A 23,588-nucleotide genomic window follows, 5' to 3' on the forward strand; every position below is an offset into this window, starting at 1 on the left:
TACGCGGTCTTTCGCGCCCGGGATGGTGCCGGTTCTCCGTATCTGCCGGGCTTGGGAGGGGTTCCGGCGCAGGCCCGAACGTATACACCCGCGAACTGGCAGACAGGCAGGAGCGATGATCCCGTTACAGACCCGCTCGGCGGTCAATCGGCCTCCCCGTCCATGTCCAGCGGGAAGACCGGGCGCGTGACATGGACATAGGGCAGGCGGTCATACTGCGTCGTGCAGAGCGCGCCGGTGTCGCAGACGATGATCCGGCCGGCGATCGGCGTGAAGGCGGCGCGGAAATGCTGCATGGATTTCAGCGCCACAACCGCCTTTTCCTCAGGGTCGATCCCGAAGGCGCGGAATTGCTGAAGGTCGAGCATCTGGTGCGCGATCGACACGATCAGCACGTCGATACCCGCCACCCGCAAAACGGCGGTCTTGCCGAAGCTGCGCTCCTGCCCGCCGAGGATCGGGCCGTCGCCCACCACGCGCCCCTCGCCACGCCAGAGCACCGTGCCGGTCACCTCAAGCGGGCCCCCCCCGAACTCGGGCGCGGTCTTGCCGCCGATGGACAGCTCCACCGTGGCGCCGAGGGGCACGTCCTGCAATGTGGCCGCCGCTTCGGCGTCGATCAGCGGGCCGAAACAGGCCTCCTTCACACCGGCGTCCAGCAGCGCGGTCAGCAGTGCGGTGGCATCGCCATAGGCGCCCGAACCGGGATTGTCGGCATAATCGGCGATGATCAGGCAACCGCCGCCCGGATGCCATCTGCGGGCGGCCTCGGCGGCTTCTTGCGGTGTCAGATAGCTGTTCAGCGCCTCATGCCGGTGGTCCCAGATATCGTCGGCCAGTTCCTCGGCGATCGACCTCAGATCGGCGCTCTCCCCTTCGCCGGTCACCAGAACGGTCGGGCCAAGCTCGGGGATATCGGCGCAGGGAAAGGCGGCATTGATGCTGATCGCGTAAACGCCCTTGCGCGCCTCGAAGGCTCGGGCCATGGCGTGGCGGTCGATCATCGGGCCGATATCGGTGCGCCCGCCATTGGCTTCCTCCAGCATCGGCCGGTGCGCGCGGTAGGTGCGCGGATGGATGTCGCCGGCCATGGTGCGGTGCAGCAACTCGGCCGTGCGCCGGCCGGTCGCGCGGATATCCACATGCGGGTAGGTGGTGAACGACACGAGGATCTGGGCCAGATCGCACATCGCGCGGGTCACGTTGGCATGCGGGTCGAGGGTGACGGCAACGGGCAGGTCCGGGCCGACTACGGCGCGCAGGCGGCGCAGAATCTCGCCCTCACCGTCATCGTGGGCCTCGATCACCATCGCCCCATGCAGGATCAGGAACACCCCGTCCCATCCGCCCCGTCCGGCGGCCTCAAGCAAGGGGGCAAGCAGCGTCTCGAACGCTGCCTGCGTCACCCGCCCGCCCGGTCCCGCCGCGGCGCTGATCACATGGGCGACATCCCAGTCATGGGCGCGGCCCACATCGAGCAATCCGGCGAGTTCGGTATTCGTATGCCCCTTCGCCCCCACGGCGGAGGGCCCGTCCAGAAGGTAGCGGTCGCGGAACGCCTGAAGGTCGGTTGGCCGGATATTGAACGTGTTGGTTTCATGGGAGATTTCTGCGGAGAGTATGGTAAACCCCAAGGGTCTTTTCCTTCGTGTTCAAAGCGGGTGGTGGCAGGCGACGGCATGGCCCGTCTCCGATGACAGGGCAGGGGTTTCCGTCCGGCAAAGCGCGCTTGCCTGCGGGCAGCGGTCGGCGAAGGCGCAGCCGGGCGGCAGGTCGAACGGGCTTGGAACCTCACCCTCCAAGGGCGCGATAAGGCGGCGCTTCTTCGGGTCGGGTTCGAAGGTACTCTCCATCAGGGTTCTTGTATAAGGATGCCGGGCGGGGGCTGCGGTGTCCGGCAGGGCCTCCACCACCCGGCCCAGATACATCACCAGGATCTCGTCGCAGAAATACTTCACCAAACTCAGGTCATGGGAGATGAACAGATAGGTCAGGCCCAGCTCGGTCCGCAGATCCTCCAGCAACCCGATGATCTGCGCCTGCACCGAGACGTCGAGCGACGCCGTCGGCTCGTCCAGCACCAGCAGGGAGGGTCTGAGCGCCAGCGCCCGCGCGATGCCCACCCGCTGTTTCTGCCCGCCCGAGATCTGATGCGGATAGCTGCTGGCGAGACCGGGGTTGAGGCCGACCATCTCCAGAAGCTCGGCCACCTCCTCGGCCATCGGTCTGGCGGGTTTGACGCCCTGCACCTCGAAGGGTTCGGCCACGGCGCGGGTCAGGGTATAGCGCGGGTCGATGGCGGAATACGGATCCTGAAACACCATCTGCATCCGGGCGCGCAGCTTGCGCATCTGCGACGGCGATTTCGCCAGCAAATCGTCGCCGTCGAAGGCGACCGTGCCGCTGGACGGTTCGATCAGCCGCAGGATCAGCCGGGCAAGCGTGGACTTGCCGCAGCCGCTTTCCCCGACGACGCCGATCACCCGGCCCTCGGGCAGATCGAAGGACACGCCGTTGACCGCATGCATGGAGCGCGCCTTGCGGAACGGCCCGCCGGCCGAGGTGAAGCGTTTCGACAGGTCGCGGACCTCAAGCAGATTGGGCATCGGCGACCTCCGCGAAATGGCAGGCGGCGGCGCTGTCGCCCTCCACCGAGAAATCCGGCGGATCGGTTGCGCAGATCGCTTCGGCGCGGGTGCAGCGCGGATGGAACGGGCAGCCCTTGGGATAGTTGATGACGGTCGGAACAGTCCCCTCGATCCCGGTCAGCCGGGCGGTGTCGTCCAGCCCCCGCGGAATGCAGGCGATCAGGGCCTGGGTGTAGGGGTGGCGCGGACGGTCGAAAATGGTCTCCACCGGCCCGTATTCCACCGCGCGGCCGGCATACATGACCACGACCTTGTCACAGGTCTGCGCCACGACGCTCATGTCATGGGTGATCAGCACCAGCGCCAGATCGCGCTGCTTCACCAGATCGTCGAGCAGGCGGATGATCTGCGCCTGCACGGTCACATCCAGCGCCGTGGTCGGCTCATCGGCGATCAGAACGTCCGGATCGGCGGCCAGCGCCATGGCGATCACGATCCGCTGCTTCATCCCGCCCGACATCTGGTGCGGATAGCGGTCGCAGATCAGCGCGGGTTCGGGGATGCGCAGGGTGCCGAGGATCTCCTCGGTCCGGGCGCGCGCCTCATTGGCGTTCATTCCCAGATGCAGCCGGGCCACATCATCGACCTGCGGGCCGATCTTCTGCAGCGGGTCGAGCGAGGTCATCGGGTTCTGCGTGATCAGCCCGATCCGCCCGCCCCTGAGCTTGCGATAGGCGCGCTCCGGCAGGCTGGTCAGATCCTGCCCGTCGAACACGATCCTGCCGCCGGTGATGCGCCCGCCGATCAGCGGTAACAGGCCCATCACGCTCATAGCGGTCAGCGACTTGCCCGATCCGCTTTCGCCGACGATGCCGATTGTCTCGCCCTTGTCGACGGAGAAGCTGACGCCCGAGAGCGGCTCCACCGCGCCGAAGGCGACCCCCAGATCGCGGACGCTGAGCATGCTCACGCCCCCCTCAGCCGGTCGCGGATATCCAGCGCGCGGATCAATTCGTCGCCGAACAGGTTCACCGCGATGACCGTGACCGCGACGGCCACCCCGGGGAAGATGATGACCCAGGGGCTGAGGAACAGCTGCGCCGTGCCCGAAGACATCATCGCGCCCCAGCTTGGCGTCGGTGGCTGCGCGCCAAGCCCGAAGAAGCCAAGCGTCGCTTCCAGCACGATGCCGTCGCCGATGGCCAGCATTCCCACCACGATCACTGGCGCGATGGCGTTGGGCATCAGGTGCCTCAGCAGGATATGGGACGGCTTCGCGCCAAGATTGATCGTCGCCTCGATGAAGGTTTCGCGCTTCAGGCGCACGATCTGGGCGCGGGTCAGCCGGGTGAACTGCGCAAGATAGGCGATCGCGATGGCAAAGGTGGTCGAGGTCAGGCCGGGGCCGATGATCGCCACGAAAATGAGCGCGATCAGGATATCGGGGAAGGACCATGTAAGGTCCACCACCGTCATCACCGCGCGCTCGAAGACCCCGCCGAAATAGCCCGCCGCGGCGCCAAGCGTCATGCCCGCCGCCATCGAAATGGCAATCGCCGTGGCACTCACCGAAAGCGAGGTGCGGGCCCCGAAGATCACCCGGCTGAGCACGTCGCGGCCAAACTCGTCCGTGCCGAGCAGATGCGGCCACCCCGGCGGTGCGTTGGCGTTCATCAGGTTCTGCGCGGCGTAGTCGAACGGCGCGATCCACGGCGCGAAGATCGCGACCAGCACCAGCAGGATCAGGAAGCCGCCGGCCACCATCCCGATGCCCGACGCGAAGGCGCGCCCGATGCTCATGCGCGCGAACGTGTCGAGCGTGCGCGCGGTCATGGAGGAAACTTTCATGATTTTTTCTCGCGAATACGGGGGTCCATGGAGGCCTGCGCGACATCGCCGATAAGCGTGCCGAGCATCACGGCCAGTGCCAGCATCAGCAGGCAGGCCTGCACCACCGGGTAATCGCGCTGGCCCAACGCGCGGATAAGAAGGGAGCCGAGGCCGGGACGGCCGAAGACGAATTCCACCGTGACCGCGCCGCCGAGGATCCAGCCGATGCGCAGGGCGAGGATGGTGACGACCGGCAGCAGGGCATGGGGCATCAGATGGCGGAACAGGATCGTGCCCGAGGACAGCCCCTTGGCATGGAGCAGGGTCACGAAATCCTCCCGCTGCGCATCCAGCAGGGCAACCCGCGTGACCCGCGCGACAAGCGCCACCCCGCCGAAGCCGATGGTCAGAACCGGCAGGACCAGCGATGTCCATCCGCCTGCGCCCGAGACCGGGAACCAGCCCAGATTGACCGAGAAGAACAGGATCAGCAGAAGCGCCAGCCAGAAGCCCGGCACGGTGGAGCCAAGCAGGATGAAGCCGCGCATGAACCGGTCCAGCACCGGGTGGCGCACCACCGCCGAGATCGTGCCCAGTGTCATGCCGACGGTGGAGGAAAACAGAAAGGCCAGCCCGCCCAGTGTCAGGCTGTAGGGCAGGTTCTGCGCCACCAGATCGGCGACCGGACGGCGCAGCACGATGGCCTGCCCGAACTCGCCCTGGAACATGTTGCCGATCCAGACGAAGTACTGGACCACCAAGTTCCGGTCGAGCCCGTATTGCGCGACCAGCTCGGCCCGGTCTTCGGGGGAGGAGCCGACGCGCAACAGGTTGTCGATGGGGTCTCCCGGCAGCAGGTAGACGATCATGAAGATCACCACCGAGATCGAGAAAGACACCGGGATCAGCATCAGCAACCGCAGGAACGTGTATCTGAGGATCATCCCGGTGTCTCCGTTTTCTCAAGGTTTCAGAGGCTTATTCGACAATCTGGATATCCATGAACGATTGGCCGCGGAACCGCGAGCCGCGCACCGGATCGGGCACGGTGATCGCATCGCTGTTGAAGGCGATATTCTGGGTCGGCTGGTAGATCGGCACGAAGAGATGCTGCGACAGGACATATTCGTGATAGGCGGTGAAGTTCGCGATCCGCTCGGCGGAGGTGCTGCTTTCGGTCATCGCGATGTCGTTCAGGCGCTGGCCTTCCTCGTCCTGCCACATCGACACGTTCGGATAGCCCAGACGATTGCCGCTGAAGAACCAGTCCAGAATGTCCGAGTTGTTCCAGTCATAGCTGCGCACCGCAAGCTGGTGGGTGTTGTTGCGGTATTCGTCGCGGATGGTGGAGCTGTCGAAGACCGTGATGATCGCCTCCATCCCGATCTCGCCCAGTTGCGCCTGCACCACCTGCGTCAGGCGGGTCAGTTCGGTCGTGTTGGCGGTGTAAAGGCGGACGGTCAGACGCTCGTCGCCCATCACGCGCACCCCGTCATCGCCCATGACCCATCCGGCCTCTTCCAGCAATTCGCGGGCGCGTTCGGGGTTGTAGCGGACGTTGAGCGCCGGGTCGACATCGGCTTCGGGCAGGGACGAGATCAGGAAGTTGTGCGCCGGCGCGCCGACGCCGTTATAGATCGCCGCGACGATCCCCTCCTGGTCGATGGCCATGCCCGTCGCCTGACGCACCAGAATGTTGTCGAAGGGCGGCGCAGTCACGTTGATCGGCATATAGCTGATGCCGACGCCGGGCATCTGGATGATCTGGATACTGGCCTCGGCCTCCAGGATCTGGAGGAAGTCCGTGGGCACACCCAACAGCAGGTCGATCCCGCCGGTCCGCAATTCCAGAAACGCGGTGGACTGGTCGGGGATCTCGCGGAAGGTGAAGGTCTCGATATGGCCCGGTCCGGTGTTCTCCGACAGATCCGAACCCCAGGTGTAATCCTCGTTGCGCACCAGAACGGTCTCCAGCCCGATTTCGAAACTCTGAAGCTCGTAGGGCCCGGTGCCCACCGCGGCGGTCACGCCGAAATTGTCGCCCAGTTCCGCAAAGGCCGTGGGGCTGGGGATGCCCATGAAGGCGCTGGCGAGGTTGTAGAGAAGGTTCGGTTCCGGCCGGTCCATGTTGAAACGCACGGTCAGATCGTCGATCACGTCGACCGACCCGATGGCCTCCACCAGATATTCGTTCTCGGTGCCCGCATAGCTTGCGATCCAGGACTGGACGGCGGCGGCGTTGAACGGCGTGTCGTCATGGAACGTCACCCCCTCCAGCAATGAGAAGGTCCAGGCCATACCGTCCGCGGTTTCCTCCCATGAGGTCGCCAGATGCGGGTGATAGGATTGGTCCGCGTCCTGCTCCACCAGCCGGTCGTAGATCAGCGATGTGGCGGTGTTGAGCGTGCTGGCCGCGACGGGATTGTAGGCCGTGGCCCCCAATTCGCTCGCGGAAAAGGCGATGGAGACGTTCTGCGCCATCGCGGCGGCGGAAAACAGCAAACCGGCAGCTACGATAGCCGATCCTGATAGAAGTTGGGTCTTGGTCGAATATCGCATGGCAGATTTTCCCTGTTATGTAATTATGTGCAGACTTACGTTGTGCGGTGGCCCTCCGCGCGCGGGGTGGCCGGATCGCCGACATGGCCCGTGAAACGGCCGTAAAGCCGGGCAATCCTGTTCATCCGGTCCTCGACTTCGGGGCCGAGTTCCAGGAACACCCCATTGACCAGCAGATTGGCGAGGCTGGCCATCTGGGCGGTGGATTCCCAGAACAGATTGACCGCCGTGGGCACCACGAACATCTCGGTGGAGACCTCACGGCCCCAGTCGCAATAGGGGTCGGTGATCAGCGTGACAGGAATGCCCGCGGCCTTGGCCTCCCTGGCCAGCAACTGCGCGTGGCGCGAATAGCGCCGCGCCTCGAAGATCACCAGGGCCGCGTCGCCGTCCGAGATCGCCAGAACCTCGGCGAAATTGCCGCCGGCAAGATCCAGCAGATGCACGTCCTCGCGCAGGTATTGCAGCTGATTGACGAAGATCTGGGCCATGCCGCGCTCGGTCTGGAAACCGGCGGCGAAAACCCGGCGCGCGCCGGCCAGCCGCTTGACGGCGCGGTGCCAGTCCGGGCTGTGGGCGGCCTCGTAGACGGCGACCAGCGCCGCCATTTCAAGCTCCAGCCCGCGGGCCAGCTGGTCCTCGCCGGCCTTGGTGCGGGCCTGCAGGTCACGCAGACGATCCCCGATCAGCCAGGGCTGATCGCCCATGTCGTTCTTGAGGTTCTTCTTGAGATCCTTGAACCCGTCATAGCCGATGGAGCGGCAGAAACGGCCCACGGTCGGCTCGCTCACCCCCACCTTCACGGCAAGGCTCGCGGCCGTCTCGAACGGCAGGGTGCTCATATCCGACAGCATGTAGCCGGCCAGCGCGCGATCCGCCTTGGAGGCGGTTGCCAGCGCCTCGTTCAGGCGGTCGCGCAAAGGTCTCGACATGAAATTTCCCCGTCAGTTCCCTTAAGTAAGAAATAAAACTTTCAAAAAGTCAACGTTTTTGGTTTTTCTTGCAAACCCGGCGCAATAGGCGTCTTGTGGCGGGGTCGGCCACTTCCGGGCACCGGCGTGCCACAAAGGCTCAATCAGCATGATCCACGATTTCCTTGTGATCGGCGGCGGGATCTCCGGCGCCTCCGTCGCCTATGAACTGGCCGAGGCCGGCACCGTTCTGGTGCTGGAGGGCGAAACCGCGCTCGGCTATCACAGCACGGGCCGGTCGGCCGCCCTTTTCACCCGGAATTACGGCGGCCCGGTGGTGCGCCGGATCAATGCGGCCAGCGCCCCGTTCTTCGCGGCCCCGCCCGCGGGCTTCTGCGACAGCCCGCTTCTGACCCCGCGCGGCGCCCTGACCGTGGCCGGCGCCGGGGCGCTGGACCGGCTGCCGGCGCTTCTGGCGCTCTCCGAACCCGGAGAGGAAGTGGTCGAGATCACGCCGGAGGAGGCGCTGGCACGCGCGCCATATCTGCGCCCCGAGCGGCTTGCGGGCGCGGTCTACGAGGCGAATGTCGCCGATATCGACGTGGCAGGCCTGCATCAGGCCTATCTCAAGGGCGCCCGGCGGCGCGGCTGCCTGATCGAAACCGGCGCGGCGGTGACGGGGCTGGAGCATGCCGCGGGTGTCTGGCAGGTCCGGACCGCGGGCCAGACCCATCGCGCGCGCATCGTCGTGAACGCCGCCGGGGCCTGGGCCGACCAGATCGGCGCCATGGCCGGGGCGGCATCGGTCGGGCTGGTGCCCATGCGCCGCACGGCGATCATCGTGGACGCGCCGGACGGGCTCGATCTGGCCACCAGCCCCGCGGTCGATTTCGTGGCCACCGGCGCCTATATCAAGCCCGAGGCGGGCAAGCTGATGGCATCGCCCGGCGATGCGACGCCCACCACGCCGCAGGATGCGCGGCCCGAAGAGCTCGACATCGCCCATCTGGCCCACTGGATCGAAACCGAAACCCTGATCCCCGTGCGCCGCATTTCCCATTCCTGGGCCGGTCTGCGCTCCTTCACCGCCGACGAGGCGCCGGTCGTGGGGTTTGATCCGCGCATTCCGGGCTTCCTCTGGCTGGCGGGACAGGGCGGCTACGGGATCATGATGGCGCCCGCCCTTGCGCGCTTCGCCGCGGGCCTTGCTCTGAACGGGGCGGCCACGCCGGACCGGTCCGGGCCCGGCTTCGATGCAGACAGCATTTCGCCGGCACGGATCGGCGCGGCGACGGACGGCTAGGACGGTCCTGCGCCGGGGGCGAAGCTCCCCGCTCCCGCTATCTCGCGTCGTACTGCGTCAGACGCAGGTGGCCATAGGTGAAGGGTCCGTCCTCCAGATGCCAGATCGCATCCCCCTCGCTGGCAAGCCGCCACCCGTCGAACTCCCGGTAGGTGCCAAGCGGTGTGCTCCAGCGCAAAGGCCGCAGCGTCCCGTCCTTTTCCAGCCTGCCCCGATCCTCGGACATGAAATCCACCAGTTCCCCGGCGGCGTTGAAGATCAGCTCCGCCGATACCGTGTTCCCGCCAAGCGCGAACCGCACCCGCGCGCGCCTGTCGTCGATCTCGCGCCATGACAGGCGCGGATCGACAAGCCGCGAGGGCGCGAAGAAGCACAGATCGTTCAGGATCGTGACCGTTTCGGTCCGGGTCAGATCGGCGCCGTCGGTATCGACCACGTTCACCAGCCCCGCAAGGCGCACGCGCATCGTGGCACGGTCGCGGTCGAAATCATGCAGCACGGCCACTGGCAGGCCTTTCATCCGCGTGGTCATCAGGAACAGGCGCTCGGGCGTGTCGAAGCGCTCGTATTGCCGGACCGGGCCGGTCATGCCCGGCGCGCCCGGGGCCTCGTACATCACGGCATCGAAATGCATCATGATCTCGGTGACGACGGGCCGCCCCACCGACTCCGTCAGCGCGATATAGCGCCGGACCGGCGGCGGCAGATGGGCGATATCGGCCTCGCCGAGGATCCTTTCGCCGCCAAGGGGAACGGTCATCGCCTCGGCCCGCCGCGCCTCGAACGCCTTCGTCAGGCTGGTCTTCCACATCACGGCGGCCAGCAGCAGCCCCAGACCGGCAGATATCGAAAGCGCCCAGATCATGGCCGTCATCCTAATCCTTTCGGGCCGCGCGGGCCCGCCGGCCACCGTCCCGGCGCCGCTACAACTCGGCCCGGTCGATCACCGGACTGCCATCGACGATATCGTCATTGGGATGGGTGACCACCATCATGCCGGGCTCCAGACCGCCGGTCACCACGGCGAACCGGTCGCTGCGCCGGCCCAGCTCCACGATGATCTCGCGGGCGGTGCTGCCATCGGCCACGAAAACGGCCCAGTCCTGCCCGCGCCTGAACAGCGCGCTCAGCGGCACCTGCACCACATCCTCCGCCTGCCATTCGATGATCCGAAGGAAGGTCGAAAACCCGTCGCCCAGCCCCGCGCGGTCCTCGGGCGGAGAGGTCAGGCGGAAAATCGCATCCACCCGCTGTTCCTCGATCCCCAGGGCGGAGATATGAGTGCGCGCCGAGGGTTCCACCCGGTCCAGTTCCGCCATCAGCGGGTCCGGCCCGCCCCAGCGTTCCACGATCGCCACCGCACCGGGCGACAGCCTCACCGCGTCCGACGACAGCAGATCGACCACGATCTCCAGTTCGCCCGGGTTGCCGATCGACATCAGCGGCGCGCCGGCGACCACCGGGCGTTCGCTGATATTGGCGACCGACAGAACCACGCCGTCCGCGGGCGCGACGATCTCGACACAGCAATCGCCATTGCCGGCACTCGCCGTCTCCGGGCCCATCAGCGCGGCGCGGGACCGCTCCAGCGTGCTCCGGGCGATCTCGATCCGCGCCGCGGCGGCCTCCACCGCGGCATCGGCAATCGCCAGCCGCTGGGTGACATCCTCCATCGCCGTGATCGACGACACGCCCCGCTCCACCAGCACCTGCATCCGCTCGAACTGCATCTGCGCATAGGTCTGTTCTTCCTGCGCGCGCCGGTGATCGGTCTGCGCCACGTTCAGCGCCGCCTCCGCCTCCGCGATGGTGGCTTCGGCCTGCATGCGCGTCCGGCTGTCCAGCAGGCTGGGCGCCACCGGTTCCACCTCGGCGACAACGGTCTGCCCCGCAACCACGGTATCGCCCACCTGAACCGGCGATCTCAGCGCGGTTCCGGTGATCGGCGCGGCCACCTCGTAGATATCGCGGATGCGCGTCCGCCCGTCGGCATCCACGCTCACCTGCAACGGCCCGCTCGCGATCTCGTGCAGATCGACCGGGATCGGCTCGGTCCGGAACGTGACATAGAGCAGCGCGGCCAGAATGGCGCCGCCGACGGCCAGGATGCCCAAGGTTCTGGGTTTCAGCGACATAGCCGTTACTCCCTTGTTTTCATGACGGAAACGAGATTGAGATTATCCAGCCTGCGGCGCACGATCAATGCCGAGGCAAGGGCCGCGGCCAGAACCACAAGGCTGGCGCGGGAGAAGATGTCGGGTTTCAGGATCAGCGGCATCGAATAGATATCCGACGAAAACGCCCCCACCATGGCCTGCGCGATCCCCGCGCCCAGCAGCCAGCCGATAGGCTGGGCCACCAGCGCCAGCAGCATCGTCTCGCCCACCAGCACGTAAGACACCTCGCCCCGTGAAAAGCCCAGGATACGCAGGCTGGCCAGTTCGCGGGCGCGCTCGCTCAGCTGGATGCGCGCGCCGTTATAGGCCACGCCCACGGTGATCAGCACGGCGATGACGATATAGACCGTGTTCATCACCACCACGTTTTCCCGGATCGTGTCCTGAAAGCTCCGGCGCGTGTCGTTCATCATGATCAGGCCGGACAGGCGCGGAATGTCCTTCAGGCGCGCGTGCAGCGCCTCCAGCTCGTTGTCATCCAGCGTGACATTGACCACCGACATCTGCGGGCTTTGCCGGAACACCTGGTTGAGATAATCCAGATCCGCATAGGCGCCCAGCCCGAAATACTGCTCCACCAGCCCGGTCACCACCATTTCATGGGTTTCGCGCCGACCCGACAGAAACTCGACCTCGACCATATCGCCGATGCCAAGGTCAAGCTGGCTGGCCAGCCGCTCCGACAGGAGCATGCCGCCGGGCTCCGCGGTGCTGACCTCGCCATCGGCGCCGATCACCCGGCTCAGATCCGTACCGGGGCGCCGGGCCTCCACGGCGAGGCTTTTTTCCAGCGGGCCATTTCGCAGGATCGCGGGCAGATATTGCTGCGGCTCGGCCTGCAGGACACCGGGCAGGCGGCGCACCTCGGCAATCGTGGTTTCCGGCACGTTCTCGGTGAACAGCAACATCGCGTCCTGCCGGTTCGACTGGTAGAACGCCACGTCGACGATGTTTTCCAGCGCGTCGTTCACGAAGGAGGCCGCCACGACGGAGGCGACCGCGAAGCCCAGCCCCAGACAGGTCATCGCGCTGCGCCCGGGCCAGCGGAAAAAGCTGCGCAGGATCATCACCGTCGGCTGCGACAGGCGCAGTCTGGCCATGGCCACATCGATCATGCTGCGCTTGAAGCGCGGCGGGGCGGGGGGCTGCATCGCGATGGCCGGGGCCAGCCGCGCCGCCGCCAGCGCCGCGCGCGCGGCGCCCAGCATCGTCGTGACAAGCGCAGCAAGCCCCGAAATCGCATAGACCCAGCCCGGCACCCGGAACAGAAGATAGGGAAAGTCGAAGAACTCGGCGTATTGCACCGCCATGCCGCGCGCAAGCCATGTGCCCGCGCCCCAGCCGATGGCGATGCCGACCACGGCGATGAAGCCCGCGAGAAGCAGGTAATGCAGACAGATTTCCAGGTCCGAATACCCGATCGCCTTCAGCAGGCCGATCTCGGAGCGTTCCAGCGCCACGATCCGGCCCATCACCATGCTGACCAGAAACGCCGCGATGGCGAAGAAGATCGGCGGCACCACCATCGCCATGCCCCGCAACTGCGCGATCTCGGAGGTGACGAAACTGTCGCTGATCTGCTGCGCCCGGCCGTAGGCGCCAAGCCCGCCATAGGGTTCGGCAAGCCTGTCCAGCGCGTCGATCACCTCGTCCTCGCTGGCATCCTGCGTGATCCGGACCGACAGGTTGTTGAACGCCCCCTCCATGTCGAAGGCGGCGGCCACGGCGCGTTCCGGCATCCAGATGATGCCGAACCCCTCGTTGTCGGGCATCATGCCGCCGGGGCTGATCGTGTAGATGTATTCCGGGCTTAGCGCGGTGCCCACGATGCGCAACTCGCGCCGCTGACCGTTCAGGTTGGCATGAAAGACCGAGCCGATCTCGAACCCGTTGGCCTCGGCGAAGGGCTCGTTGACCATCACGTCGCGGGTGGAGGTGGGCGCGGGGTAGCCGCCCGAGCGCAGAAGCGGCACATTCAGCAGCGGGTCGTCATCCTCGGGCCATGACAGGATCTGCCCCACCGCGCTTTCACTGCGCCCCTCGATATCCAGGATCGCCGCGCCGACAACCCGCGGCTCGATCGCATAGACGCCATCGATCGCGCGCAGCTCCGGCAGCAGCGTCTCGGGCGCGCGCCGCGTGTCGAGCCAGACATCCCCGAACCGGTTGCGCTCGTAATAGGCCGCGCGGGTGTCGTCCAGCGCCTGATACATCCCGAAAGAGGTCAGCAGCAACGCCACCCCGCAGGACAGCACCAGCGCGATGGCCACCGCCTGAACCCAGAGGCGCCTGAAGTCGCGGAACAGCTTTTTGTCGAGTGCCTGCATCCCGCTCACCACACGATCTCATGGGGCGCGATCCGGGTCTCGTTCACATGGACCTCGTTGATCTTGCCGTCTTGGAACTGGATCACCCGATGCGCCATCTGCTGGATCGCCGCGTTATGGGTGATCACCGCCGTGGTCGTGCCGAACTGGTCGTTGATCGTTTTCAGCACCTCCAGCACCTGCACCCCGGTCTTGCTGTCCAGCGCGCCTGTGGGCTCGTCGCAAAGCAGCACCTCGGGCCGTTTCGCGATGGCCCGCGCGATGGCCACGCGCTGCTGCTCGCCGCCCGACATCTCCGACGGGAAATGATCCAGCCGGTGGCCCAGCCCGACCAGTTCCAGCGCCTCGGCCGCGGGCATCGGGTCGGGGGCCACATCGGTGACAAGCTGCACATTCTCCCGCGCGGTCAGGGAGGGCACCAGATTGTAGAACTGGAAGACGAACCCCACATGGTCGCGGCGGAACCGGGTCAGCCCCCGGTCGTTCAGATCCGTCAGCTCCAGATCGCGAAACCAGACCCGCCCGTCCGTGACATGGTCCAGCCCGCCCAGAATGTTCAGCAAGGTCGATTTGCCCGAACCCGACGGGCCCAGTAGCACGGCCAGTTCACCGGCATAGAGCTCAAGGCTGACGCCGGCCAGCGCATAGACCTTCACCTCGCCGGTGTCGTAAACCTTGGTGATGTCTTCGGTTCTGAAGATGACCTCGGCCATTGCCGGCTCCCGTTTCCACCCTGTCGCGCCTGCGTTGTAACAGATAGGTGCCAGGGCGAATTGACTTGGCTCAATCCCGAAGACCGGAACGTCGCGTCATGCGCAGGATCGCGCCGGTGGTTTCGCGGCCGTCCGGGGGCTCAGCTCCGGTTGGCCACCGCCTGCACGATCGCCGCGGCCTGATCCGACGGCAGATTGCCCTTGCCGAACTCCACCTTGTCGGCGGCCAGTGGGCCCATGCAGGCCGGTTTCACCCAGATCGCTCTGTTGTTTTCCTGGCCCGCCGGGTATGTAGAGCGGAAAGATCTCACAATACGGCCCGTGGTTTCACTATTCGGAACAAACTCATGTCTGATACCCGCGCGCATCGTCGCTATCGCAGCCAGGAATGGTTCGACAATCCCAACAACCCGGGCATGACCGCGCTCTATCTCGAACGCTACCAGAACCAGACCTTCACCCGGGGCGAACTGCAATCGGGCCGGCCGATCATCGGCATCGCCAATACCGGCTCCGATCTGGCGCCCTGCAACAAGATCCACGTCTTCCTGATGGACCGGATCAAGGCCGGCATCCGCGACGCGGGCGGCATCCCGATGGAATTTCCCGTCCACCCGATCCAGGAAACCGGCAAACGACCCACTGCCGCGCTCGACCGGAACCTTGCCTATCTGAGCCTTGTCGAGGTGCTGCACGGCTACCCGATCGACGGGGTTGTGCTGACCACGGGCTGCGACAAGACCACGCCGGCGATGCTGATGGGGGCGGCCACCGTGGATATCCCCGCCATCGCGCTCAACGGCGGCCCGATGCTCGACGGCTGGTGGCAGGGCCGGCGCGCGGGTTCCGGCACGATCATCTGGGAAAGCCGCCGGCTGCTGGCCGAAGGCAAGATCGACTACGAGGAGTTCATGGACCGCGCCTGCGCCTCGGCGCCGTCGCTGGGTCATTGCAACACGATGGGCACCGCCTCCACCATGAACGCGCTGGCCGAGGCGCTGGGCATGACGCTGCCGGGATCTTCGGCCATTCCCGCCCCGTTCCGCGAACGCATGGAAATGGCCTTCGCCACCGGCGCCCGTGCGGTCGCGATGGTCAACGAGGATCTGAAACCGTCCCGGATCCTGACCCGCGCCGCCTTCGAAAACGCCATTCGCGTCAACACCGCCATCGGCGGCTCCACCAATGCGCCGCCGCATCTGCAGGCCATCGCGCGCCATGCGGGCGTGCCGCTCGACGTGACGGATTGGGAGGTGATCGGCCATGCCCTGCCGCTTCTGGTGAACATGCAGCCCGCCGGCAGCTATCTGGGCGAAAGCTTCTACCGCGCGGGCGGCGTTCCGGCGGTGATGGGGGAGCTTCTGGCCGCGGGGCATCTCGACGGGCAGGCGATGACAGCAAGCGGCAAACCCGTGGCCAAGGCGCTGGGCGGCGCGCGCAGCCTCGATCGCGATGTGATCCGCCCGGTCGATGATCCGCTGCGGGACAATGCGGGCTTTCTGGTGCTGTCGGGCAATCTCTTCGACAGCGCGCTGATGAAAACCTCCGTCATCTCCGAGGATTTCCGCGCCCGGTTCCTGAAAGACGGCGTGTTCGAGGCCCGCGCGGTGGTGTTCGAGGGGCCCGAGGATTATCACGACCGCATCAACGACGCCTCTCTCGGCATCGACGAAACCAGCATTCTGTTCATCCGCAACGTGGGCTGCGTGGGCTATCCGGGGTCCGCCGAAGTGGTGAACATGCAGCCCCCCGATGCGCTGATCCAGGCGGGCATCCGGCATCTGCCCACGGTGGGCGACGGCCGCCAGTCGGGCACGTCGGAAAGCCCCTCGATCCTCAATGCCTCGCCCGAGGCCGTGGTGGGGGGCGGGCTGGCGCTTCTGCAAACCGGGGATCCGGTGCGGCTCGATCTGAATGCGGGCACGCTCGATTGCACCATCGCGGCGGATGAATGGCGCGCCCGGCGCGCCGCCTGGACGCCGCCGGAGCTGGAGCATCAGACCCCGTGGCAGGAAATCTATCGCACCCATGTGGGCCAGTTGGCGCAAGGCGGCTGTCTGGAACTCGCCACCGCCTATCAGCGCATCGCCCGGGTACTGCCGCGCGACAACCACTGAGCGGCGCATCGGGCCCGGTTCGCCTTCCGGGCTCCGGGTCCGACGCCCCCGCCATATCTCGGCCGCCGGGGGGCCTGCGGCGGCAGGACGCGCCGCGCCCGGGCACAAAAAACTGACTTGCGTCAAGGCAGTGTCGCAATTTTCCGGTAGGATACCCAGATAACAGGCGAGCAGCGACCGGAGGCAGAATGCCCAAATTCACGACCACCCCCTATGACGCGATCGAGCCCGGGATGCAGGCCAGTCTGGAGCGGCTCTGCCTTGCCGACGATCTCTATGTCTTTGCCAATTCCAGCGGCAATCTCAACCCGATGCATCTGCCGAAGGAAGACGGCGACGGCGATGGCCGGCCCGAAGCGGTCGCCCCCTCGGCCTGGCTGGCGGCGCTGATTTCGGGCGTTCTGGGCAACCAGTTGCCCGGGCCGGGCACGCTTTATCTGGATCAGTCCCTGCGCTTTCTGGGCCGGGCCCATGCGGGCGATACGCTGACCGCCGCCGTGCGCGTGATCGAAAAGCTGCCCGAGAATGTGGTGCGTTTCGAGATCTGGGTCGATGGCCCCGAAGGCCGGATCGCCGAGGGCGAGGCCCGGGTCATCGCCCCCGCGGTGGTGCAGCATTTCGACGTGCACGACCTGCCCGGCCTGACCGTGCAGCGCCATGTGCATTTCGACCGGTTGCTGGAAATGGCGGCACCGTTACCCGCGATCCCCACCAGCGTCGTGGCCCCCGAAACGCCCGATGCGCTGATGGGCGCGCTTCTGGCGCGCGATCACACGCTGATCGACCCGATCCTCGTTGGCTCCGCCCGCAAGATCGCCGCCGCCGCCGAAGAGGCCGGCGGCGATCTGAGCGGGCTCGACATCATCGACATCCCCGATCACCGGGCCGCCGCGCTGCGGGCCGTGGCGCTGGTGCATGAAGGCCGGGCGCGCGCGGTGATGAAGGGCCATCTGCACACCGACCAGATCCTGCATGCGGTGTTGAAGAAGGAGGGCGGGCTGCGCACCAATCGCCGCCTGTCCCATGTCTTCGTGATGGATGTGCCGGGGCTGACGCATCTGCTGTTCGTGACCGACGCGGCGATCAACATCACGCCCGATCTGGATTGCAAGATGTCCATCGTCCAGAACGCCATCGATCTTGCGCTGGCCCTTGGGGTGGAGCAGCCGAAGGTCGGGATCCTGTCGGCGGTGGAGACCGTGACCGCGTCGATCCCGTCGACGCTGGACGCGGCGATCCTGTCGAAAATGGCCGACCGGGGACAGATCACCGGCGGTCTGGTGGATGGGCCGCTGGCGATGGACAACGCCGTCGATCTGGATGCCGCGCGGACCAAGGGCCTCAAGGGTCTGGTGGCAGGGCGGGCGGATATCCTCGTGGCGCCCAATATGGAATCCGGCAACATGCTGGCCAAGCAGCTCACCTTCCTTGCCCATGCGGAGGCGGGCGGCATCGTCATGGGCGCGCAGGTGCCGATCATCCTGACCAGCCGGGCCGATGACGACAAGGCGCGGCTGGCCTCCTGCGCCATCGCGGCGCTTTACGCGGCGAGCAAATCGCCATGAGCCGGCTGATCCTCACCCTGAACGCGGGCTCCTCCTCGATCAAGTTCGGGCTCTATGCCGCCGCCGCCGAACCGGTGGAGGAGGCGCGCGGCCAGATCGACGCGCTCGGCCCCGCGGCCCGGCTGATCCTGGAGCCGCGCGGCGCCGCGCGGCAGGACACCGATCTCGGCCCGACGGATCACGCGGGCGGCGTGCAGGCGATCCTCGATGCGCTGGCCCCGCTCACCGCCGGGCGGCCCATCGCGGGCGTCGGCCACCGCGTGGTGCATGGCGGCCCCGATATCGACGGGCCACGGCAGATTGATATACCATTGTTATACCTTCTGCGCGGGTACGAGCCGCTCGCGCCCCTGCATCAGCCCCATAATCTGGCGGCGGTGGAGGCCGCACAGGCGGCCTTTCCCGAGGCGGTGCAGATCGCCTGTTTCGACACCGCGTTTCACCGCGGCCACCCGTGGGTGAACGACACGTTCGCCCTGCCGCGCCGCTATTACGACAAGGGTGTGCGGCGCTACGGCTTCCACGGGCTCAGCTATGATTACGTGATGGGTGCGATGCGCCGGGACTGGCCGCGTCTGGCCGACGGCCGGGTGATCGTGGCGCATCTGGGCAACGGCGCGTCGATCTGCGCGATCCGGCAGGGCCGTTCCGTGGGCTCGTCCATGGGATTTTCGGCGCTGGACGGGTTGCCGATGGGCACCCGCTCGGGCCAGCTCGATCCGGGCGTATTGCTCTACATGATGCAGAGCGAAGGCCTGACCGCGGATCAGATCAGCGATCTTCTGTATCGCGAAAGCGGGCTGAAAGGGCTGTCGGGCCTCAGTCACGACATGCGGACGCTGCTGGAGAGCGACCGCAAGGAAGCCGCGGAAGCCATTGATTACTATGTCTTTCGTCTCCGGCGGGAGATCGGGGCGATGGCGGCGGTTCTGGGCGGGGTCGATGCGGTGGTGTTCACCGGCGGCATCGGAGAAAACGCGGCCCCGATCCGGGCACGGGCCATTGCGGGGCTGGGCTTTCTGGGCCTCAGCATCGCGCCCGCCGCCAATGAAGTCAGCGCCCCGCGCATCGATGCGGGGCCGGTTCCGGTGCTGGTGGTGCCCACGGATGAGGAGCGGGTGATCGCGCGGGCAGTGGCGAGCTCCCTAGACGGTGCGGCCCGGGCCGCGGGATGACCCCGCCCCGGCGATAGCTTTTAAGGTGGCCCCCTTGACGTGACGCGGCACGGCCGCAGGATGGCGGGCAGAGGTTCGGAGGGTTTGAATGCGTTTCATCGTCATCGCTGTGGGCATCGTCGCGGTTCTTTTCGCCGGAACCGCGATTGCCATGCGGCTGGTTCCGATGTCGGCCGAGGTCTGGCATCTGGACCCCGCCGACGTCACGCCGCCCGGCACCCCGAATTTCGTTCTTCTCAGGGGAGATGAGGCCGTCACACGCCCCGGCACCGTGGCCGATGTGTCCGCTCGCATTGATGAAATCGTCCGTGACGACGGGGCGCGGCTGATCGGAGGGACCGTGGCGGAGGGGCATATGACCTATGTGCATCGCACGGCGCTCATGGGGTTTCCCGATGCGATCTCGATCCGTGTCCGCCCGGCGGAGGATACGGGGCAGGCCGCGATCGAGGTCTTCTCCCGCTCCCGCTTCGGCCACTCTGACATGGGCGTGAATGACAGGCGCGTGACCCGGTGGCTGGAACAGCTGGGCTCTTGACCTTTCCCGGCGCTCAAGCGACACCGCGCAGATGCTGCCCACCGACCGCCTGCACCAGATCACCGACCGGTTCGAGTTTCTCGAAGCGCGGCTGAACGCCGGGCCGCAGGCCTCCGAGATTGCCGTGATCAGCCGCGAATATGCCGAGTTGAAGCCCATCGTGGAGCAGATTTCCGCCTATCATCAACTGCTTGCGGATATCGCCGATGCCGAGGCGATGCTGGGCGATCCCGAGATGAAGGCGCTGGCGGAGGAGGAATTGCCGGTTCTTCGCGCCGCGCTGCCCAAGGCCGAACAGGCGTTGCGCATTGCGCTATTGCCGCGCGATGCGGCGGATGCGCGTCCCGCGATGATCGAGATCCGTCCCGGAACCGGCGGTGACGAGGCCGCGCTTTTCGCCGCCGATCTGCTGCGCATGTACGAGCGCTACGCCGAGGCGCATGGCTGGAAGCTGGAGATCATCGAGCAGAGCCTGACCGAGCTTGGCGGTATCAAGGAGGTGATCGGCCATGTCTCGGGGGAGGGGGTCTTTGCCCGGCTGAAGTACGAAAGCGGCGTTCACCGGGTCCAGCGGGTTCCAAGCACGGAATCGGGAGGGCGCATCCACACATCGGCCGCGACGGTCGCGGTCCTTCCCGAGGCTGAGGAGGTCGATATCGATATTCCCGCCGCCGATATCCGCATCGACACGATGCGCGCGTCCGGCGCGGGCGGGCAGCATGTGAACACCACCGACAGCGCTGTGCGGATCACCCATATCCCCTCGGGTATCGTCGTCACCAGTTCGGAGAAATCGCAGCACCGCAACCGGGAAATCGCCATGTCGGTTCTGCGGGCACGGCTCTACGATCTGGAACGGCAGCGGATGGACGACGCCCGCGCCGCGGACCGGAAATCGCAGGTCGGCTCGGGCGACCGGTCCGAGCGGATCCGCACCTATAACTTCCCCCAGGGCCGGATGACGGACCACCGGATCAACCTGACGCTCTACAAGCTCGATCAGGTGATGCAGGGCGATCTGGACGAGGTGATCGACGCGCTGATCGCCGATGATCAGGCCCGCATGCTGGCGGAGATGGAGGGGTGACACCCCGGACGATCCAGACGGCCCTGACCGCAGGCCGCGACCGGCTGCGTGCGGCGGGGCTGGACGGGGCCGACCGGGACGCGCGCTGGCTGATGGCCGGCGCCCTGGGTGTCCCGCCCGACCGCGTGATCCTTCGGTTGCAGGATCCGTTGGGCGACCCGGCGGCGCGCTCCTTCGAAACCGCCATCGCCCGTCGGCTGGACCGCGAGCCGGTCAGCCATATCCTTGGCGGGCGCTGGTTTTACGGGCGCTGGTTCCGGGTGACGCGGGACGTTCTGGACCCGCGCCCGGAAACCGAAACGCTGGTCGATCTGGCCCTGAGCGCGCCGTTTTCGACGGTGCTTGATCTGGGCACCGGCACGGGCTGCATCCTGCTCAGCCTTCTGGCGGTGCGCCCGGGGGCCACCGGGCTGGGCACGGACATCTCGCCCGAGGCTCTGGCGGTCGCGGATCGGAACGCGACCGGACTGGGCCTGTCCGACAAGCTCGACCTGCGCCTGTCGGACTGGACCGCGGACGTCACCGGCAGGTTTGATCTGATCGTGTCGAACCCGCCCTATATCTCCGCCGCGGAAATGGCCGATCTGGCGCCCGATGTCCGCGACCACGAGCCCCATCTTGCCCTGACCGATGGCGGGGACGGCCTTGCGGCCTATCGCGCGATCACGGCCGGGGCGCCGCATCATCTGGCGCGGGGCGGCCGGCTGCTTGTCGAGATCGGATGGACGCAAGGGCCCGCGGTTTCCGCTCTCTTCCGCGCGGCCGGGCTTGAAGAGATTGCCGTGCATTCCGATATGGATGGCAGGCCCCGGGTCGTCAGCGGACGGGCTCGCGCATGAGGTAAAGTGCGAAAACCGGCCAATTTGGGCAAAAACAGCGTGCTGCCGTCACTTTGGCCTTGTTTTGGCCCGCATTGCGTGGTTACTCCCTACCCAACGGACGCAGATTGGCTTGGCCAATCGCCCGTGGTTTTGCCACAGAAACGGGTCACTCGATACTCGACCCAAGGCGCATGTATACGGGATCGGCACGGGGCTGATCCGATGCGGCCCTACCAGAACACTGGAACAGAAAAACCAATGAGATCATCGAAGAACCGCTCGCGGTCCAAGGGGAACCGGAACCGTTCCGTCGGCAATATCGTCAACCGTGTGTTTGACAGCTCGGGGCCCGAGGGCAAGGTGCGCGGCACCCCGCAGCAGATTATCGACAAATACAACCAGCTTGCCCGCGATGCACAGCTTTCCAACGATCGTGTGGCGACCGAGAACTTCCAGCAGCATGCGGAGCATTACACCCGCATGCTGAGCGAAGCGCAGCGCGAGATGGATGCGCGGCGCGAGGCGCAGGAAGCGCAACAGAATCAACAGAACCAGCAGCGCGATCAACGCCCGCCGCGGAATGACGACGGCCAGCAGGGCGATCAGCGCCAGCCGTGGAACGACGATGGCGATCAGGGTGACACCCGCAACGCTCCGCAGTCGGAGTCCGGCTTGGGCGACGTGATCGACACCGCATCTGCCGCCGATAGCGGTCTTGTGGAAACGCCCGAAAGCACCGGCAAGCCGAAACGCACCCGCGCCCGGCGCCCGCGCAAGACCGATGCCGACAGCGCAGGCGACGCCCCGGCGCAAGAGGCGTCCGAGCCGAAGCCGGGCAATCCTCAGGAAGCGGCCGAGTAAGCCCGGGCTCAGCCCGCCGCGATCTGGCGGGCCAGCGCGCAGAACCCCTCGATCGGAACCTGTTCGGCCCGATCCGTGGGCGTCAGCCCGGCGGCCAAAATCCGCGCCTCGATATCCGGGACAAGCCCCTTGAGCGCGGCGCGCAGCATCTTGCGCCGCTGGTTGAAGGCCTTGGCCACGACCCGTTGCAGCACATCCGGATCCGCGGGATAGCGTGGCTGCGGCAGCGCGGTCAGATGCACCACGGCGGAGCTGACCTTGGGGGGCGGTGTGAAGGCTTCGGGCGGCAATCCCATCACAACCCGCGCGTCGCAGCGCCATTGCGCCAGCACGGCCAGCCGCCCATAGGCCTTGCCGCCGGGCCGGGCCACGATCCGGTCTGCAACCTCGCGCTGGAACATCAGGGTCAGGCTGTCCCATAGCGGGGGCCAGACCGGCGGCGTCAGCCAGCGCACCAGCAATTCGGTCCCCACATTATAGGGCAGGTTCGCGACGATCTTGACCGGGGGCTGCAGATGCGCGGCCCAGTCCAGATCCAGCGCATCGGCATTCAGCACCTCAAGCCGGCCGGGATAGGCCGCCGCGATCTCGGCCAAGGCCGGCAGGCAGCGGGCATCCTTTTCGACCGCGACCACGCGGCGCGCACCTTCGGCCAGCAATCCGCGCGTCAGCCCGCCGGGTCCGGGGCCGATCTCAAGAACGTCGCAGCCGGTCAGATCGCCCGCGGACCGGGCGATTTTCGCGGTCAGATTCAGATCCAGCAGAAAGTTCTGCCCAAGCGATTTCCGTGCGCTCAACCCATGGGCGGCGATGACCTCGCGCAGCGGGGGCAGGGTGTCGATACCGCTCATTTCGCGAAAATCCGGTCATTTCGGCTCATCCCCCCCTCATCGCAGGGCAGGGCGGGCCTTGTCGAGCGGCAGCGGCATGTTTTTTGCAGGCGGATTGTGGTATAATCTTGCCATATTTCGCGACAACTCTTTGATTTTCAGTGTGATTTCTTGAGGTATGTGGTT

General features: G+C 66.4%; 20 protein-coding genes. 8 read left to right on the forward strand and 12 right to left on the reverse strand.

What is annotated here, in order from left to right:
* Window positions 1–143: 143 nt before the first annotated feature.
* The 7 genes from ACQ651_RS02160 to ACQ651_RS02190 are packed head-to-tail and all read right to left on the reverse strand — an operon-like array spanning window position 144 to window position 7,909.
* Complete coding sequence (locus tag ACQ651_RS02160) at window positions 144–1,634, reverse strand: M81 family metallopeptidase (protein ID WP_430448085.1); 1,491 nt, start codon at window positions 1,632–1,634, stop codon at window positions 144–146.
* Between the two features lie 18 nt (window positions 1,635–1,652).
* On the reverse strand, window positions 1,653–2,606 hold the full coding sequence (locus tag ACQ651_RS02165) for an ABC transporter ATP-binding protein (protein ID WP_227284056.1): 954 nt from the start codon (window positions 2,604–2,606) through the stop codon (window positions 1,653–1,655).
* A complete protein-coding gene (locus ACQ651_RS02170; RefSeq protein WP_227284588.1) occupies window positions 2,590–3,552 on the reverse strand; it encodes an ABC transporter ATP-binding protein in 963 nt (320 codons plus the stop codon). The genes ACQ651_RS02165 and ACQ651_RS02170 overlap by 17 nt, the downstream gene beginning before the upstream one ends.
* A 2-nt stretch (window positions 3,553–3,554) precedes the next feature.
* Complete coding sequence (locus tag ACQ651_RS02175; protein ID WP_227284055.1) at window positions 3,555–4,436, reverse strand: ABC transporter permease; 882 nt, start codon at window positions 4,434–4,436, stop codon at window positions 3,555–3,557.
* Window positions 4,433–5,362: an ABC transporter permease gene (locus ACQ651_RS02180; protein ID WP_227284054.1), complete on the reverse strand. Its 930-nt coding sequence runs from the start codon at window positions 5,360–5,362 to the stop codon at window positions 4,433–4,435. Before ACQ651_RS02180 ends, ACQ651_RS02175 begins: the two co-directional genes overlap by 4 nt.
* 34 nt (window positions 5,363–5,396) lie before the next feature.
* Window positions 5,397–6,977, reverse strand: a complete 1,581-nt coding sequence (locus tag ACQ651_RS02185; protein WP_227284053.1) for an ABC transporter substrate-binding protein — start codon at window positions 6,975–6,977, stop codon at window positions 5,397–5,399.
* 35 nt (window positions 6,978–7,012) lie between these two features.
* Window positions 7,013–7,909: a MurR/RpiR family transcriptional regulator gene (locus ACQ651_RS02190; RefSeq protein ID WP_227284052.1), complete on the reverse strand. Its 897-nt coding sequence runs from the start codon at window positions 7,907–7,909 to the stop codon at window positions 7,013–7,015.
* Between the two features lie 148 nt (window positions 7,910–8,057).
* Between ACQ651_RS02190 and ACQ651_RS02195 the strand changes: the two genes are divergently transcribed.
* Window positions 8,058–9,191 carry an NAD(P)/FAD-dependent oxidoreductase gene (locus ACQ651_RS02195; RefSeq protein ID WP_430448087.1) on the forward strand — a complete coding sequence of 378 codons (1,134 nt, stop codon included), beginning with the start codon at window positions 8,058–8,060 and terminating at the stop codon, window positions 9,189–9,191.
* Between the two features lie 37 nt (window positions 9,192–9,228).
* On the opposite strand, the gene ACQ651_RS02200 is transcribed toward ACQ651_RS02195, so the two are convergent.
* The 4 genes from ACQ651_RS02200 to ACQ651_RS02215 are packed head-to-tail and all read right to left on the reverse strand — an operon-like array spanning window position 9,229 to window position 14,408.
* Window positions 9,229–10,065, reverse strand: coding sequence for a DUF6544 family protein (locus ACQ651_RS02200; RefSeq protein WP_430448089.1), 837 nt, complete (start codon window positions 10,063–10,065; stop codon window positions 9,229–9,231).
* Window positions 10,066–10,114: 49 nt separating this feature from the next.
* The gene (locus ACQ651_RS02205) at window positions 10,115–11,326 is read right to left on the reverse strand and encodes an efflux RND transporter periplasmic adaptor subunit (protein ID WP_430448091.1); all 1,212 of its coding nucleotides are present in this window, start codon (window positions 11,324–11,326) and stop codon (window positions 10,115–10,117) included.
* 5 nt (window positions 11,327–11,331) lie between these two features.
* Window positions 11,332–13,695, reverse strand: a complete 2,364-nt coding sequence (locus ACQ651_RS02210) for an FtsX-like permease family protein (protein ID WP_227284048.1) — start codon at window positions 13,693–13,695, stop codon at window positions 11,332–11,334.
* A gap of 5 nt (window positions 13,696–13,700) precedes the next feature.
* Window positions 13,701–14,408 carry an ABC transporter ATP-binding protein gene (locus ACQ651_RS02215; protein WP_227284047.1) on the reverse strand — a complete coding sequence of 236 codons (708 nt, stop codon included), beginning with the start codon at window positions 14,406–14,408 and terminating at the stop codon, window positions 13,701–13,703.
* 347 nt (window positions 14,409–14,755) lie between these two features.
* Between ACQ651_RS02215 and ACQ651_RS02220 the strand changes: the two genes are divergently transcribed.
* The 7 genes from ACQ651_RS02220 to ACQ651_RS02250 all read left to right on the forward strand — a co-directional run bounded on the left by ACQ651_RS02220 (window position 14,756) and on the right by ACQ651_RS02250 (window position 22,572).
* Window positions 14,756–16,525 (forward strand): IlvD/Edd family dehydratase, encoded by a 1,770-nt coding sequence (locus tag ACQ651_RS02220; RefSeq protein ID WP_227284045.1) that lies wholly within the window; start codon window positions 14,756–14,758, stop codon window positions 16,523–16,525.
* Window positions 16,526–16,713: 188 nt separating this feature from the next.
* On the forward strand, window positions 16,714–18,090 hold the full coding sequence (locus tag ACQ651_RS02225) for a bifunctional enoyl-CoA hydratase/phosphate acetyltransferase (RefSeq protein WP_375550364.1): 1,377 nt from the start codon (window positions 16,714–16,716) through the stop codon (window positions 18,088–18,090).
* Window positions 18,087–19,265, forward strand: a complete 1,179-nt coding sequence (locus ACQ651_RS02230; RefSeq protein WP_430448093.1) for an acetate/propionate family kinase — start codon at window positions 18,087–18,089, stop codon at window positions 19,263–19,265. Before ACQ651_RS02225 ends, ACQ651_RS02230 begins: the two co-directional genes overlap by 4 nt.
* Before the next feature lie 88 nt (window positions 19,266–19,353).
* Window positions 19,354–19,803 carry a DUF1499 domain-containing protein gene (locus ACQ651_RS02235; RefSeq protein ID WP_430448095.1) on the forward strand — a complete coding sequence of 150 codons (450 nt, stop codon included), beginning with the start codon at window positions 19,354–19,356 and terminating at the stop codon, window positions 19,801–19,803.
* Window positions 19,804–19,834: 31 nt separating this feature from the next.
* Window positions 19,835–20,890 (forward strand): peptide chain release factor 1, encoded by a 1,056-nt coding sequence (prfA, locus tag ACQ651_RS02240; RefSeq protein WP_227284041.1) that lies wholly within the window; start codon window positions 19,835–19,837, stop codon window positions 20,888–20,890.
* Entirely contained in the window at window positions 20,887–21,729 is an 843-nt protein-coding gene (gene prmC / locus ACQ651_RS02245) for a peptide chain release factor N(5)-glutamine methyltransferase (protein ID WP_430448097.1), read from the forward strand. Before prfA ends, prmC begins: the two co-directional genes overlap by 4 nt.
* Window positions 21,730–21,969: 240 nt before the next feature.
* Window positions 21,970–22,572 carry a DUF4167 domain-containing protein gene (locus ACQ651_RS02250; RefSeq protein ID WP_375550361.1) on the forward strand — a complete coding sequence of 201 codons (603 nt, stop codon included), beginning with the start codon at window positions 21,970–21,972 and terminating at the stop codon, window positions 22,570–22,572.
* A gap of 8 nt (window positions 22,573–22,580) precedes the next feature.
* Here ACQ651_RS02250 and rsmA read toward each other — a convergent pair whose 3' ends face one another.
* Entirely contained in the window at window positions 22,581–23,423 is an 843-nt protein-coding gene (gene rsmA / locus ACQ651_RS02255) for a 16S rRNA (adenine(1518)-N(6)/adenine(1519)-N(6))-dimethyltransferase RsmA (RefSeq protein WP_430448099.1), read from the reverse strand.
* Between the last annotated feature and the right edge of the window lie 165 nt (window positions 23,424–23,588).

The sequence above is a fragment of the Rhodophyticola sp. genome (genome assembly GCF_965284195.1).
GTDB lineage: Bacteria > Pseudomonadota > Alphaproteobacteria > Rhodobacterales > Rhodobacteraceae > Rhodophyticola.

What these genes read in the sequence shown, in the direction of transcription:
- ACQ651_RS02195 (WP_430448087.1), top strand. Translation starts at nt 8,058, where the DNA reads ATGATCCACGATTTCCTTGTGATCGGCGGCGGGATCTCCGGCGCCTCC.
- ACQ651_RS02215 (WP_227284047.1), bottom strand. Translation starts at nt 14,408, where the DNA reads ATGGCCGAGGTCATCTTCAGAACCGAAGACATCACCAAGGTTTACGAC.
- ACQ651_RS02200 (WP_430448089.1), bottom strand. Translation starts at nt 10,065, where the DNA reads ATGACGGCCATGATCTGGGCGCTTTCGATATCTGCCGGTCTGGGGCTG.
- ACQ651_RS02185 (WP_227284053.1), bottom strand. Translation starts at nt 6,977, where the DNA reads ATGCGATATTCGACCAAGACCCAACTTCTATCAGGATCGGCTATCGTA.
- ACQ651_RS02170 (WP_227284588.1), bottom strand. Translation starts at nt 3,552, where the DNA reads ATGCTCAGCGTCCGCGATCTGGGGGTCGCCTTCGGCGCGGTGGAGCCG.
- ACQ651_RS02250 (WP_375550361.1), top strand. Translation starts at nt 21,970, where the DNA reads ATGAGATCATCGAAGAACCGCTCGCGGTCCAAGGGGAACCGGAACCGT.
- ACQ651_RS02225 (WP_375550364.1), top strand. Translation starts at nt 16,714, where the DNA reads ATGCCCAAATTCACGACCACCCCCTATGACGCGATCGAGCCCGGGATG.
- ACQ651_RS02180 (WP_227284054.1), bottom strand. Translation starts at nt 5,362, where the DNA reads ATGATCCTCAGATACACGTTCCTGCGGTTGCTGATGCTGATCCCGGTG.
- ACQ651_RS02230 (WP_430448093.1), top strand. Translation starts at nt 18,087, where the DNA reads ATGAGCCGGCTGATCCTCACCCTGAACGCGGGCTCCTCCTCGATCAAG.
- ACQ651_RS02175 (WP_227284055.1), bottom strand. Translation starts at nt 4,436, where the DNA reads ATGAAAGTTTCCTCCATGACCGCGCGCACGCTCGACACGTTCGCGCGC.
- ACQ651_RS02190 (WP_227284052.1), bottom strand. Translation starts at nt 7,909, where the DNA reads ATGTCGAGACCTTTGCGCGACCGCCTGAACGAGGCGCTGGCAACCGCC.
- ACQ651_RS02235 (WP_430448095.1), top strand. Translation starts at nt 19,354, where the DNA reads ATGCGTTTCATCGTCATCGCTGTGGGCATCGTCGCGGTTCTTTTCGCC.
- ACQ651_RS02220 (WP_227284045.1), top strand. Translation starts at nt 14,756, where the DNA reads ATGTCTGATACCCGCGCGCATCGTCGCTATCGCAGCCAGGAATGGTTC.
- rsmA (WP_430448099.1), bottom strand. Translation starts at nt 23,423, where the DNA reads ATGAGCGGTATCGACACCCTGCCCCCGCTGCGCGAGGTCATCGCCGCC.
- ACQ651_RS02165 (WP_227284056.1), bottom strand. Translation starts at nt 2,606, where the DNA reads ATGCCCAATCTGCTTGAGGTCCGCGACCTGTCGAAACGCTTCACCTCG.
- ACQ651_RS02210 (WP_227284048.1), bottom strand. Translation starts at nt 13,695, where the DNA reads ATGCAGGCACTCGACAAAAAGCTGTTCCGCGACTTCAGGCGCCTCTGG.
- ACQ651_RS02205 (WP_430448091.1), bottom strand. Translation starts at nt 11,326, where the DNA reads ATGTCGCTGAAACCCAGAACCTTGGGCATCCTGGCCGTCGGCGGCGCC.
- prfA (WP_227284041.1), top strand. Translation starts at nt 19,835, where the DNA reads ATGCTGCCCACCGACCGCCTGCACCAGATCACCGACCGGTTCGAGTTT.